The organism is Agrobacterium sp. 33MFTa1.1 (assembly GCF_004328495.1).
Classification (GTDB): domain Bacteria; phylum Pseudomonadota; class Alphaproteobacteria; order Rhizobiales; family Rhizobiaceae; genus Agrobacterium; species Agrobacterium pusense.
The window spans coordinates 2,613,040-2,626,274 of record NZ_CP036358.1 but is presented as its reverse complement, the minus strand read 5'-3'; the positions used below and the strand labels follow the sequence as shown (position 1 = coordinate 2,626,274).

Annotated in this window: 16 protein-coding genes; 7 read left to right on the top strand and 9 right to left on the bottom strand. The window is 58.9% G+C overall.

Going from position 1 to position 13,235, the window contains the following annotated elements; genetic code table 11:
* Positions 1 to 68 precede the first annotated feature (68 nt).
* From EYD00_RS13060 to EYD00_RS13030, 7 genes are all read right to left on the bottom strand, one after another.
* Positions 69 to 986, bottom strand: a complete 918-nt coding sequence (locus EYD00_RS13060; RefSeq protein WP_004439235.1) for a TonB family protein — start codon at positions 984 to 986, stop codon at positions 69 to 71.
* Positions 983 to 1,468, bottom strand: a complete 486-nt coding sequence (exbD, locus tag EYD00_RS13055) for a TonB system transport protein ExbD (RefSeq protein WP_034496154.1) — start codon at positions 1,466 to 1,468, stop codon at positions 983 to 985. Before exbD ends, EYD00_RS13060 begins: the two co-directional genes overlap by 4 nt.
* A gap of 6 nt (positions 1,469 to 1,474) precedes the next feature.
* Positions 1,475 to 2,632, bottom strand: a complete 1,158-nt coding sequence (gene exbB / locus EYD00_RS13050) for a tonB-system energizer ExbB (protein WP_004439233.1) — start codon at positions 2,630 to 2,632, stop codon at positions 1,475 to 1,477.
* A gap of 189 nt (positions 2,633 to 2,821) precedes the next feature.
* A complete protein-coding gene (gene hutC / locus EYD00_RS13045; RefSeq protein ID WP_004439231.1) occupies positions 2,822 to 3,559 on the bottom strand; it encodes a histidine utilization transcriptional repressor HutC in 738 nt (245 codons plus the stop codon).
* Between the two features lie 34 nt (positions 3,560 to 3,593).
* Positions 3,594 to 4,379: an ABC transporter ATP-binding protein gene (locus tag EYD00_RS13040; RefSeq protein ID WP_004439229.1), complete on the bottom strand. Its 786-nt coding sequence runs from the start codon at positions 4,377 to 4,379 to the stop codon at positions 3,594 to 3,596.
* Positions 4,379 to 5,152, bottom strand: a complete 774-nt coding sequence (locus EYD00_RS13035) for an ABC transporter permease (protein ID WP_004439228.1) — start codon at positions 5,150 to 5,152, stop codon at positions 4,379 to 4,381. Before EYD00_RS13035 ends, EYD00_RS13040 begins: the two co-directional genes overlap by 1 nt.
* Positions 5,153 to 5,286: 134 nt before the next feature.
* A complete protein-coding gene (locus EYD00_RS13030; RefSeq protein WP_004439226.1) occupies positions 5,287 to 6,228 on the bottom strand; it encodes an ABC transporter substrate-binding protein in 942 nt (313 codons plus the stop codon).
* Between the two features lie 205 nt (positions 6,229 to 6,433).
* On the opposite strand from EYD00_RS13030, the gene EYD00_RS13025 reads away from it, so the two are divergent.
* Positions 6,434 to 7,144 (top strand): YoaK family protein, encoded by a 711-nt coding sequence (locus EYD00_RS13025; RefSeq protein ID WP_004439224.1) that lies wholly within the window; start codon positions 6,434 to 6,436, stop codon positions 7,142 to 7,144.
* 12 nt (positions 7,145 to 7,156) lie between these two features.
* On the opposite strand, the gene EYD00_RS13020 is transcribed toward EYD00_RS13025, so the two are convergent.
* Positions 7,157 to 7,675: a hypothetical protein gene (locus EYD00_RS13020; protein ID WP_004439222.1), complete on the bottom strand. Its 519-nt coding sequence runs from the start codon at positions 7,673 to 7,675 to the stop codon at positions 7,157 to 7,159.
* Between the two features lie 77 nt (positions 7,676 to 7,752).
* Here EYD00_RS13020 and EYD00_RS13015 point away from each other — a divergent pair, with 77 nt between their 5' ends.
* Complete coding sequence (locus EYD00_RS13015; RefSeq protein ID WP_004439220.1) at positions 7,753 to 8,391, top strand: trimeric intracellular cation channel family protein; 639 nt, start codon at positions 7,753 to 7,755, stop codon at positions 8,389 to 8,391.
* Between the two features lie 75 nt (positions 8,392 to 8,466).
* Here EYD00_RS13015 and irrA read toward each other — a convergent pair whose 3' ends face one another.
* On the bottom strand, positions 8,467 to 8,886 hold the full coding sequence (irrA, locus tag EYD00_RS13010) for an iron response transcriptional regulator IrrA (protein ID WP_003493135.1): 420 nt from the start codon (positions 8,884 to 8,886) through the stop codon (positions 8,467 to 8,469).
* A gap of 316 nt (positions 8,887 to 9,202) precedes the next feature.
* On the opposite strand from irrA, the gene fabA reads away from it, so the two are divergent.
* The 5 genes from fabA (at position 9,203) to EYD00_RS12980 (ending at position 13,202) form a co-directional block, all read left to right on the top strand.
* Positions 9,203 to 9,718 (top strand): 3-hydroxyacyl-[acyl-carrier-protein] dehydratase FabA, encoded by a 516-nt coding sequence (fabA, locus tag EYD00_RS13000; protein WP_003507274.1) that lies wholly within the window; start codon positions 9,203 to 9,205, stop codon positions 9,716 to 9,718.
* Between the two features lie 75 nt (positions 9,719 to 9,793).
* On the top strand, positions 9,794 to 11,017 hold the full coding sequence (gene fabB, locus EYD00_RS12995; RefSeq protein WP_004439216.1) for a beta-ketoacyl-ACP synthase I: 1,224 nt from the start codon (positions 9,794 to 9,796) through the stop codon (positions 11,015 to 11,017).
* Positions 11,018 to 11,023: 6 nt separating this feature from the next.
* Positions 11,024 to 11,830, top strand: coding sequence for an enoyl-ACP reductase FabI (gene fabI / locus EYD00_RS12990; RefSeq protein ID WP_004439215.1), 807 nt, complete (start codon positions 11,024 to 11,026; stop codon positions 11,828 to 11,830).
* 185 nt (positions 11,831 to 12,015) lie between these two features.
* Positions 12,016 to 12,612 (top strand): TadE/TadG family type IV pilus assembly protein, encoded by a 597-nt coding sequence (locus EYD00_RS12985; protein WP_004439213.1) that lies wholly within the window; start codon positions 12,016 to 12,018, stop codon positions 12,610 to 12,612.
* Positions 12,612 to 13,202: a TadE/TadG family type IV pilus assembly protein gene (locus tag EYD00_RS12980; RefSeq protein WP_004439211.1), complete on the top strand. Its 591-nt coding sequence runs from the start codon at positions 12,612 to 12,614 to the stop codon at positions 13,200 to 13,202. The genes EYD00_RS12985 and EYD00_RS12980 overlap by 1 nt, the downstream gene beginning before the upstream one ends.
* Positions 13,203 to 13,235: the final 33 nt, after the last annotated feature.

The window sequence follows — 13,235 nt, the reverse complement described above, 5'->3', positions numbered from 1 at the left end:
TTCGCGAAATATCATTGAGGCCACACCGCGGCACAGGTCGGAAAAAATCGGTCCCGCCAGGGGAGCTGCTAGCGGATGCTGATCGGCAGCGTGATCGTCCTGTTTGCTTCCGGCGGCGGGGCGGGCACGGGCGACGCGCTCTGAATCCAGGCTGCGATCTGCTGATCCACGGACGAATCGCCGGTGGACTGAACAACGCTGACACCGCTGATGGCACCGGCATCATTGACGCGGAACCGCACCGTCGCAGTCATCGCATCGCTGCGGAGTGAACGTGGTTTGCGGCGCTGAATGTGCGAGCGGACTTTCGATCCCCATTTTGCCGGGGAGGCGGACGAGGAAGAAAAGAAGCCGGCATTGCTGCGCGATGCGGCCGTGCGGTCGGATTGCTGGGCTTCCACCTTCGCAGTTTCACGCAGTTCCGAGGCCTGCTGCGGTTTGGGGCGCTGGCGCTCGACCTTCTTTTTCTCTTCAGGCTCTTTCTTTTCGACGGGCGGAGGCGGAGGCCGCATGACGGGCAAGGGGACCTCGACATTTTCAAGTTCCGCCATCATCTGCTCCTGAACGGGATCGACGGTCTCAACCGGCTCGGGAACTTCCTGCGGTTCGACGATCTCCTCGACCGGTGGCTCAGGCGGCTGCACCGGCTCCGGCGGCGGCGTTTCGGCAACCGGTTCAGGTGGTGGCGGGGTCTCTTCAGGAGCAGCTTCCTCAACCGGTTCGCTGCTGTCGCTCTTCACTTCCTCGGCGTCCTCGACATCCTGCGCCTGCGTCGTTTCTTCAGTTTGGACGGCTTCCGGTATCGCCGCCATTTCGATCATGATGGCGGCGGGGGGCGGCCCGCCGGCCTCGAGCTCGTCCGGCTCCTGCATCAGATAATAAGCGAACCCGGCATGGACGCTGAGCATCAGCAACGCCGCGGCGGACCACAGCGTCACCTCCCAAAGGCGGGAATGTCGGGCCTGTGGATAGCCGTTTTCACTCATGGCGTCGCGTCCTGCACCGCCGACGGGGCGGGCTGGCCAGCAGCCAGAGGCTGCGACACGGCAGCGGCATTTTCCAGCCCCACAAGGGCGATCTTCAGATAACCGGCATCTCTCAGCAGGTTCATGATTTCCATGAAGTGGCCGTAATCAACCGCCTTGTCTGCACGCAGGAAGATGCGGGTATCCTTCTTGCCACCCGTCTGGCGGTCGATGGCGGCCGCCAAGGCTTCGCGGGCGACCGCATCATTGCCCAGAGTAAGCGAGAGATCGTCCTTGACCGTAAGATACAGCGGCTCCTCCGGTCGCTCCGCGGGTTTTGCGGTGGATGCGGGAAGATCGACATTCACATCGACGGTGGCGAGCGGCGCGGCCACCATGAAGATGATGAGCAGAACCAGCATCACATCGATGAAGGGCGTGACATTGATCTCATGGTTTTCGGAGAGATCGTCACCGCTGTTTTCGCGAATTCCTCCAGCCATGTCCGATCACCGTCCAACCAGCGATACTGCGGGTTTGCTGGTGCTGCCCGGCGGAATGCGGCGGAAATCGAGGTCGCGGCTGACGAGGCGCTCCACGCCGGCTGCGGCATCCGCCAGCAGATGGCGGTATCCGGTGATCGAGCGCGCGAAGACGTTATAGATCACCACTGCGGGAATGGCGGCAACGAGGCCGATGGCGGTGGCCAGAAGCGCTTCGGCAATGCCGGGCGCGACGACGGCGAGATTGGTGGTCTGCGATTCCGAAATGCTGATGAAGGAGTTCATGATGCCCCAGACGGTGCCGAACAGGCCGACAAAGGGGGCGGTGGAACCGATCGTTGCCAGAACGCCCGTCCCGCGTGACATGCGGCGACCGGCATGGGTTTCGATACGCGACAGCGCCGAGGAGACACGTTCCTTGATACCGCCGCCATCGGTATGTTCGACCACGGCATCGGAAAGCAACATTTCATGAGTTGCCATTCGCAGCATGAGCGCCGCAGGTCCGCCCTTCTTCTCGACAGCCTCGGTGGCCTCGTTAAGGGTTTTCGCCTTGCGAATGACCTTCAGCGTTGCGCCGGCCCGAACACGCGCACCTGCAAGTTCAACCGACTTTGCAACCCACACCGTCCAGGTCACCAGCGAGGCGAAGGCCAGACCGATCATGACACCCTTCACGACCCAGTCCGCCGCCATGAACATGCCCCAGGGGGACAGGTTGTGTGGGATATCTGCGCGATGTTCGGCACTTGCCGGTTCGGCGCCGACGGGCTCTACCGGGGTTGAAACCTCGTTGGTCGGCGCGGCACCTTCGGGTGTCAGGGCGGGAGCGACTGGAGATTGTGCGCGCTCTGCAGGCGCGGCTTCATTGCCTTGAGGTTGTGCAGGCGCCACGGCTGCCGGCCGTTCCTGTGCAGGCGTGGAAGGCTGGTTCGGCTGAGCAACTGGAGCGTCCGGCGCCGCCGGGGTTTGTGGGAACGGCTGTGCCGGCTGGACCGTTTCCGCTTGCGGTACGGACTGAATCTGGTGTTCGGATGCTGTCTGAGCGAAAACCGCACCGGCGCTCAATCCAACCAGTAAGGTAACCGTCGTGGCAAGGGAAATGCGCCGTGTCCTGCTTGCCTTGTTGAGAGACGCGGAAGAAGTGGTGGTCGCAACTGACATGTTTTTTATCCCGGATTTCCGTCGATGAACCCATCCGCAGATTGACCGGTTTGAAACCGGGGTCATAACGGATGCCGTCGTAAAAGCTTGACGTTCCGATAATAAACCTGAGTTCTTTTGACAACTATTATATTGCCAAAAGACGACCCGTAAACTCTTCTTTACAAAAAATTGACCGATCTACCGTCTTCAGCTGCTCTGCGAAGGCGAAAACTGCGCAACGAGCGCGTGTCGGTCACCGGGATAGGTGACCGAGACGCTGGTGATGTAATCCGTTCCGTGCCAGGTCCGGCGATCGATGACCAGACAGGCGGCTCCCGATCGGATACCCAGCGCAGCGGCATTTTTGCGGTCGGCCGAGACGGCGCTGATGCGATGTTCAGCAGCGCTCCAGGGCACCATCTTCAGCAGCCACGTTCCGGGGCCGATCTGCGAAAAATCGGCAAACTCGGCCTCCGGTACAGCAGTGACATTGATGAGGCGCTCTTCCAGACAAAATGGGACGCCACCGGCAAAATGCGTGCAGGTGAGTTCCAGCACTGGCGCATCGGCCGCAAGCGCCATAGCCGCTCCATCGTCTTTACCCGCAGGCCGGAGACGCCGCTGATCGAGGCGATACCTGTAAACCAGCCCAAGTGCCTGCACCTCTCGTTCGATATCGTGGATTTCCAGCACGGCCGATTGCGCGTGGGGCTGACGGACGAAACTACCGAGACGCCGGCGTCTTTCGATAAGACCCCGCTGCACCAGTTCTCCCAAAGCCTTGTTCACCGTCATGCGCGAACAGGCATATTGGCGGGTCATTTCGTGTTCGAATGGGATACGATATCCCGGCGGCCATTCGCCTGACATGATGTGGCGCTCCACATCGTTGCGGATTCGCTCGTGCAGTGACTTTTCCTGAAGATCGGCGCCTGTGCCCCTCATCCCGATGCTTCTATCCTCCCCGTTCCATACCCTGCTATCCGTGAGCGGCGGCGGCGATCGCTTCGCTGCGGATTTCTTCCGTCAGCCTTGCACGCAGTTCGGAAAATTCCGGGCTGGCCTTGACGGTGTAGTGGCGCGGATGCGGCAGGTCGACCGGCGTGATCGATTTGATACGGCCCGGCCTCGCAGACATGGTCACCACGCGCGACGCCATGAAAACCGCCTCCTCAATATCGTGCGTGACGAAAATGACCGTCTTTTGCTCACGCTCCCATATGCCGAGCAACAATTCCTGCATCAGCCCGCGGGTCTGATTGTCGAGAGCGCCGAAAGGCTCGTCGAGCAGCAGGATTTTCGGGCCATTTGCCAGGGCGCGGGCAATGGCCGTTCTCTGCTGCATGCCGCCGGAGAGTTGTTTCGGCCAATGGTTTTCGAAACCACGCAGGCCGACCTTGTCGATATAGCTGTCAACGATCTCCCATTTTTCCTTCTCCGCAACGCCGCGTTCGCGCAGGCCGAAAGCGACGTTTTCACGGATCGTCAGCCAAGGGAACAGCGTGTAGGACTGGAACACCATGCCGCGGTCCGCCCCCGGGCCAGTCACCGCCCTGCCTGACAACAGCACCTCGCCCGTTGTCGGACGGTCAAGCCCGGCGATGATGCGCAGCAGGGTCGATTTTCCGCATCCCGAAGGACCGAGGATCGTAACGAAATCATTGCGCGGGATTTCCAGATTGGTGGGCTGCAGGGCCAGCGTCGGCTGCCCGCCATGTACGCCTGGAAAGGTGCGGCTGACGCCCTTGATAACGAGTTCGCTCATCAGGCAAGCCTCCAGGCAAAAAGCTTCCGGTTCAGCGATTTGAACGCGAAATCAGAGATAAGGCCGATAACACCGATGACGATGATGCCAAAGATGATCTGGCCGGTCGCCATCAGCGCCTGGCTGTTGATGATCATGTAGCCGATACCGGAGGAGGCGCCGATCAGTTCCGCGACGATGACATAGGTCCAGGCCCAGCCGAGGACGAGACGGAGGATTTCGGCAATGTCGGGCGCATTGGCGGGAATGAGGACACGGCGCACCACGCCCCGATCCCGCGCGCCCAGCGTATAGGCGGCCTCCACCAGATCCCGCCGCGTGCCGGCGACGGCCACAGCCACCATCAGAATGATCTGGAAGACGGCGCCGATGAAGATCACCAGCAGCTTCTGCATCTCGCCGATGCCGGCCCAGAGAATGAGGAGCGGCACAAAGGCGGAAGCCGGAAGGTAACGCGCGAAGGAGACAAAGGGCTCAAGCAGCGCCTCGATGGGCTTATAAGCCCCCATGGCGATACCGAGGGGGACGGCGACTATGGAGGCCAGCACGAAACCGCCCACGACACGCCAGATCGTCATGCCGATATCGCTGGCAAAACCCTGATCCGTCAGCAGATAGATACCATCCTTCAGCATGGTAACGGGGTCGGCCAGAAAGGTCGGCGACACGAAACCGCCCAGCGTGGCAAAGCCCCAGGCCGAGAAAAAAAGCACGAAGAACAGGATGCCGAGCGCTATCCTCGTGCTGTTCTTTATGGGTTGAAGTGGTTGCATTCTGTCGCCTGTCCCGAACCGGCGCGGCACTTCGCCACGCCATCAACATGTTCCCGCACTCAAGACGCGGGAACACTGTCGCGCTTCTTACTGGCTGCAATATCCGGAGAGGGAAATGCAGCTGGCTGTTTCCGTCACTTGATGAAGGACGTGTCCGCGAGGGTCGAAAGATCGGGCTTCGACTTGATTACGCCGATTTCGAGCAGCAGGTCAGCCGATTTTTCGGAAAAAGTCTTGAACTCGCCCTCGAAGAATTTCTGGTTGGCGGCCTTGTCCTGCCATTCGAGGAATTTTGCCGAAGCGGCAAAGGCCTCGCCGGACTGTTTCACATCCGCGCCCATCGTCGCATAGGATTTTTCGGGATCGGCCTTGATAAGATCAAGTGCCTGGAAATAGCTGTCCGCCAGAGCCTTGGCTGCCTGCGGATTGGCCTTCAGGAAGTCTGGCGTGCAGCCAAACGTATCCATGACAGCGGGATAATCCAGTGTCGTGGCAAGAATCTTGCCCTTGTCGGGAGCGGCGCGCACGGTAGAGAGATAGGGTTCATAGGTCATCGCTGCATCGTTCTGTCCGGCGACGAAAGCCTGCGCGGCCGGCCCCGGCTCAAGGTTGACGACCTTCACATCCTTCAGTGTCAGGCCGTTTTCCTTGAGGATCCAGGCGAGGAAGAAATAAGGAGAGGTGCCCGGTGCGGACGCGGCCACCGTCTTGCCCTTGAGGTCCGCGACCTTTGCGACATCGCTGCGCACCGCGATGCCATCGGCACCGTGCGATTTGTCCATCTGGAAAATCTGGGTGGATTTCACGCCATTGGCGTTCCAGGCGATCCAAGTTTCCACCGTGGTGGCGGCGCACTGGATGTCACCGGAAGCGAGAGCGAGATGGCGGCTGGCCTGCGGGATTTTCTTGATCTCGACCTTCAGGCCGTTCTTTTCGAAAATGCCGGCCTGTTTTGCAAGCGTCAGCGGTGCAAAACCCGTCCAGCCCGACATGCCTATCGTCACGGACGTTTCGGCATAGGCGGAAGCGGATGAGAAAAGCGCCGCCACAGCGGCGAAAACCCAGGTTTTTTTCATGATCGGAACCCCTTTTGATTTATTTTTGTGCGACATTGTTTTTCGCTTTATTTGAGGCATCGTAGGCAGGCATTTTGTATTTGTCTAGACAAAACAGAAAGCGCACGCACATCCCTGGAACGATTGCAAATGCACGGCCAGCCATTCTAGACATAGAGAACGCGGCCGGCGAGCAGGCCCAACGATTTCCCGTATCGAGCTCTCCATGACCAGACAGAGACGTCGTAATATCATCAAGGCCAGAAGGACCGGCACGGGTATCGCGCTGGTTGCCGCCATTTCCTTCATCGCGGGCATGACGGATGCGGTTGGACTGCATATTTCCGGCGACTTCGTATCCTTCATGACCGGCAATACCACGCGCGCCGCGGTTTCAGCGGAAGCCGGCATCTATTCCCACGCCGTGAAACTACTTGTCGCGATCATTGCCTTTGTGGCGGGCAACGCAGGCGGGATCGTGGTGGCGCACAAGTTCGAGCGGCGTATATTTGCAGTCCTCATGGCGGTCGGATCGCTTGTGGCCATTGCGGCACTGCTTCGTGGCGAGAGCTCGGGCCTCGTGCAATTTTACCTCGTGGTCTTCGCCATGGGCATGGTCAACGCGGCCGTCGAGCATATCGAGGGACTGCCGATCGGCCTAACCTATGTGACGGGTGCCCTTTCCCGTTTCGGCCGAGGCATCGGCCGCTTTCTTCTCGGTGACCGGAGCTTTGATTGGGGCATCCAGATCGTGCCGTGGCTGGGCATGCTGAGCGGTGCGATGTGCGGTGCCGTTCTCGGGGCCAAGCTGCAATCGGATGCTCTCTGGGTCGTGGCGGTCGCTGTCTTCGTTGTCGCCATCGCCACACTCATCATTCCGCGCTCACTCCGACAGCGCTATAATCAGAGGGTGAAAATCCGGCGGATTACGCCGTAGCAACCGTTGCGCTCACTTTCGCGAGATCGTGACGAATTTTGTCCCGCGCACCCGCACTGTCATCAGGCAGGGCTCCTTATCAGTACGCTCGCAATAACGCGGATGCATCTTCAGCACGAAGACCATGTTACCAAAACGCTTGATGAAGTCATAACCGTAGATGCGGGCCGTCGCGATCATCAGGTAGCCGCCTTCTTTCACCTGCACGTAAAAATTATAGGGGCATCCCTCGTCATCACAGGCGCGGCCTTTTTCGCCGTCGCAATCCAGAACCCCGTGATTGACGATGGCATCCATCAACCCGTCATTGTTGATATCCAGCCGTGTGACAAAATCGTCGCCGAATGCTGCCACCTTGCACTCGTTGCGGAAATGATCCTTCTCGTAAATCTCCGGATCGCTCACCAGCTGCTGCTGCGCCGAGAGCGCCACCGGGAACATCAAGAGAACCAGCGCCTGAAGAGCGGCAACGAGAGCGATTCGCACGGCATTTTCCTTTGCATCCGTTTGGGTTATGGATGTTGCGATCATCCGGGCGGCCAGCCTAGAATTTAGTGCTTGCGCGACACTGACGTGTTCGCCGCCCGTGTTCCGGGGGGAACCTTTTCATGACACTTCTGGGTTTTCTCGACTATGCCGGCGTGGCAGTGTTTGCCGCAACCGGTGCGCTTGCCGCTTCGCGCAAGCAGCTCGACCTGATCGGCTTCCTGTTTTTTGCGGCGGCCACCGGTATCGGCGGTGGCACGGTGCGTGATCTCGTGCTCGGCAGAACGCCGGTGTTCTGGGTCATCAACCCCACCTATATTCTCGTCTGCGTCTCGGTGGCGGTGCTGCTGTTCTTCACGGCACATCTGTTCGAATCCCGTTACCGGGTATTGATCTGGCTCGATGCGCTCGGCCTTTCTGCTTATTGCGTCATGGGAGCGGCCAAGGGCCTCGCAGCAAGCGGTTCGGCCACTGTCGCCATTGTCACCGGCGTTCTGACGGCAACATTTGGTGGGGTTTTGCGCGATATTCTCGCCGGTGAGCCCTCCGTGCTCTTGCGGCCGGAAATCTACATCACCTGCGCGCTTCTGGGCTCTTCCACCTTCATTGTCGTCTATTTCTTCGGCGCGCCGCTTTATGCCGCTTCGGCAGCGGGCGTGCTGATGGCCTTTGGGATCCGGTCCGGCGCGCTGATCTTCGGCTGGACTTTCCCGCCCTACAAAGGCAAGCCCGGCAGACGCCCGGAAGATGTCATGAAGTGACCCATGGAACGACGCTGAAAACAGAAATGGCGCCCGCGGGCGCCATTTGCACATCCATTGTCGAACCGAAGAACTTCAGCCGCGCTTGCGGCGGAGGCGGATCACCACATCCACATGGGCGATTTCCATGCCCTCAGGCGCTTCCGGCAGGTTGCCGATCTGGAGATTGTTGACAGGTATATCGAGAACCTCGTTCTCGCCTTCCACGAAGAAGTGATGGTGGTCCGACACGTTGGTGTCAAAATAGGTACGGGCACCTTCCACGGCGAGAACCCGGATGAGACCGGCCTCGGTGAACTGATGCAGCGTGTTGTAGACCGTGGCGAGAGAAACGGGCACGCCAGCTGTCACAGCCTCATCATGCAGTTCCTCGACGGTGAGGTGGCGGTCACCTTTCGCGAAGAGAAGATCGCCCAAAGCCACGCGCTGGCGCGTGGGCCTCAGCCCAGAGCGCCGCAGCCTCGTTCCGATATCCAATGTGGCGTCAAATGCCATGCAATCCCATTCCAAACAGAGGTATGCCACCCGTCAATTGCAATAGCATATATCTTTTGCAGGGAATGCTTTCAATAGTTTCAGCGCCGCCGAGTGTCGCAAATGGCCGCAAACCGGCCATTCCTGCAAATTTCCTCTGGTTCCGACCGGATGGTTCCTGTATGCGGACGGCATATTGAGGTAATGACTTCTGCAAAGAAGGTTCGAAGACAAAGAATGGGGGCGGAACCGCCTCTGCCCTTGCAGCGCTTCATTTTGAACCTAACTTGCTCTAGTGAAGTCGATCAACACCAGTAATTGGGGAAGTGAAAGCGGTATGGCAACGAGGCAATCAAGTTACAATTACGAGGAGATCCTGTCCTGCGGTCGCGGCGAATTGTTCGGCCCGGGAAATGCACAGCTCCCATTGCCCCCCATGCTCATGGTTCACCGCATCACCGAAATTTCAGAAACCGGCGGCGCGTTCGACAAGGGTTTCATCCGTGCCGAATATGATGTCAGCCCCGATGACTGGTATTTTCCCTGCCATTTCCAGGGCAACCCGATCATGCCGGGGTGCCTCGGCCTTGACGGCATGTGGCAGCTGACCGGCTTCTTCCTCGGCTGGCTGGGCGAAGAAGGCCGCGGCATGGCGCTTTCCACCGGCGAAGTGAAGTTCAAGGGCATGGTGCGCCCTCACACCAAGCTCCTTCAATATGGTATTGATTTCAAGCGCGTGATGCGTGGCCGTCTGGTGCTTGGAACTGCTGACGGCTGGCTGAAGGCGGACGGCGAAACCATTTATCAGGCGACAGACCTGCGGGTCGGCCTGTCCAAGGAAAAGGCTGCCTGAGGCAGACGGAATAGTTCAGACAAACGCCGGGCGGCTTCGGTTGTCCAGCCGAAATCTTAAGAAAAGGTCCCTTTCATGAGACGAGTTGTTGTCACCGGCCTCGGTATTGTTTCTTCCATCGGCGGTGATGCCGCTGAAGTCACCGCGTCGCTGCGCAATGCCAAATCCGGCATTTCTTTTTCGCCGGATTTTGCCGAACACGGTTTCAAGTGCCAGGTCTGGGGCAAGCCTTCTCTCGACCCCACCGATCTGGTCGACCGCCGCGCCATGCGCTTCCTGTCGCAGGGCGGCGCGTGGAACCATGTTGCCATGAAGCAGGCAATCGCCGATTCCGGTCTGGAAGAGAGCGATATCAGCGGCAATGAACGCACCGGCATCATCATGGGTTCGGGCGGTCCTTCCACCCGTACCATTGTCGAAGCTGCCGATATTACGCTGAAGAACAACAGCCCGAAGCGCATCGGTCCGTTTGCCGTGCCGAAGGCGATGTCCTCCACCGCTTCGGCCACGCTCGCGACCTGGTTCAAGATCCACGGCGTCAACTACTCCATCTCTTCGGCCTGCTCCACCTCGGCGCACTGCATCGGCAACGCCGCCGAGATGATCCAGTGGGGCAAGCAGGACGTGATGTTCGCTGGCGGCCACGAGGACCTCGACTGGTCGATGTCGAACCTTTTCGACGCCATGGGCGCCATGTCGTCCAAATTCAACGAGACCCCGGACATCGCCTCGCGCGCCTATGACGTCAACCGCGACGGCTTCGTCATCGCCGGCGGCGCCGGCGTTCTGGTTCTCGAAGAGCTGGAGCATGCGAAGGCGCGCGGCGCAAAAATCTATGCCGAAATCGTCGGTTATGGCGCGACCTCTGACGGTTACGACATGGTTGCCCCTTCAGGCGAAGGCGCGATCCGCTGCATGCGGCAGGCTCTTTCCACCGTCAAGGGCGACATTGACTACATCAATACCCACGGCACCTCGACGCCGGTTGGCGACAGCAAGGAAATCGGCGCGATCCGCGAAGTCTTCGGCGACAAGATCCCGCACATCCAGTCAACCAAGTCGCTGACTGGCCATTCGCTTGGCGCGGCCGGGGTGCAGGAATCGATCTACGGCCTCTTGATGATGCAGGAACGTTTCATCGGCGAGAGCGCGCATATTTCCGAACTCGATCCGGAATTTGCGGGCGTTCCGATCGTTCGCAGCCGCATCGACAATGCCAAGATCGACACCATCCTATCCAATTCCTTCGGCTTCGGCGGTACCAACGCCACGCTCGTCTTCCAGCGTCATAACGGATAATTGCCCATGAACGGCATCATGCAGGGTAAACGCGGCCTCATCATGGGCGTCGCTAACAATCACTCCATCGCCTGGGGTATCTCCAAGGCACTTGCGGCACAGGGCGCGGAACTGGCCTTCACCTATCAGGGTGAAGCGCTCGGCAAGCGTGTCAAACCGCTCGCCGCGGAACTTGGCTCCGACTTCATCGTGCCTTGCGATGTCGAAGATATCGCTTCTGTGGACGCGCTGTTTCAGACGATTCGCGAAAAATGGGGCGCGCTGGATTTTGTCGTGCATGCCATCGGCTTCTCCGACAAGAACGAGCTGAAGGGCCTTTACGCGGATACGACGCGCGAGAATTTCAGCCGCACCATGGTCATTTCCTGTTTCTCCTTCACGGAAATCGCCAAGCGCGCCGCCGAGCTGATGACGAATGGCGGCTCCATGCTGACACTGACTTATAACGGTTCGCAGCGCGTCATTCCGAACTATAACGTCATGGGCGTTGCCAAGGCAGCGCTCGAGGCTTCCGTGCGTTATCTCGCTGCCGATTACGGCCCGCGCGATATCCGCGTCAACGCCATCTCGGCCGGCCCGGTCCGCACGCTCGCAGGTGCGGGCATTTCCGACGCGCGCGCCATTTACGCATGGAACCAGAAGAACGCGCCGCTGAGACGGACGGCGGATATCGACGATATCGGCGGGTCTGCGCTCTACCTTCTGTCCAACCTCTCGCGCGGCGTGACTGGCGAGTGCCATTACGTAGACTGCGGCTATAATATCACCTCGACACCCACGCTCGAGGTTCTGTCGAAAGCGGACGCGGAATAATCACGTCCCTGGTTTATTAAAGCCCGGCCCCGTGCCGGGCTTTTTTCATTTGGCGTCTGTGTCATTTTCATAAATCACTAAAGTATAAATCACCGAGGTAACTGATTTTAAACATCGGTTGATTATGGTCCGCAACAATTCAACGGTTGCGCTTGCCGCATATGCTTAGAGATCGACACTGCCTCATGCGACTGGCCAAACTGAAGCCATTGCTGGAAAAATTCGGAGTTTCGCGCGACGGGACCGCAGCCATCGAATTCGCGATCCTCGCCATCCCTTATTTCCTGGTTGTTTTCGCAATCATCGAAACCTTCATCGCCATGATCGCGGAGCAGGTGGTCGTCAATGCCACCGAAAGCATGGCCCGGCGGCTGAGGACGGGGCAGATCAGCAGTTCAATTTCGAAAGAAGACTTCCGAAAGAACTTCTGCAACGAAGTCTCGGTGATAATCACGTGCTCCGCGGATGAGATCAAAACGGAACAGAAGCTCTATATCGATCTTCGCTCCTTCACCACCTTCAAGGATATCCCCACCGCCATACCTTTGAAGGCCTTCGGAGAATATTACGATCTTGATACGGCGCAATTCGGCTTCAAGCCGGGTGGGCCGGAAACGATCAACATGCTGCGTGTCTATTATCGCTGGCGGGTGACGGCCGATATCATTCGCCCCTATCTTACAAAAATTCGCCCGGCCGATGGATCGATGCCTTCTCACTTCCTGATCGTCGCGACCGACGCTTTCATGAACGAAAAATACACGACAAGCGGGGGCTCCTGATGGTAGGTCTGATTGCCGCCGTGACGCAAGGCAGGCTGCGTTTCATTGCGCTTGCTTCACGCTTCGCAAGAGATCGCCGCGGTGTTGGCGCGGTGGAATTCGCGATCATTTTCCCGATATTGCTCGCACTTTATGTGACGTCCTTCGAACTCACCATCGGCTACAATACCTACAAGCGGGCAAGCAGCGCCGCCGCGACTATCAACGACCTGATTTCGAAAACGGGTTCTGTAGACAAGACCTATCTTGCAGGCATGGGGGATGTAGCATCCGCAGTTTTCGCGCCCTATAGCACGAAGGGTCTCCGGCTGAAGATCAGCGGTATCAAGATCGATGCCCAGAAACAGGCGAAAATCACCTGGTCCTGGGATGAGAAGAACCAGCGGCCCTATGCGGTCGGCTCTGCGGTGGTGGTGCCGACCCGCCTGCTGATTGCTGACAGCTTCCTCATCCATGTCGAACTTTCTGTCCCGCATGAACTGTTGATGTTCATGACCGACATCTCCTCCTCTGGCGTCAAGTCGATCACCATCGGCCGCGATTATTTCTTCAAGCAGCGCGATGCGGAGACAGTCTGCAGCAATTGCTGAATGCACCGTTGCATCCGCATCCCCTCGCGCTGA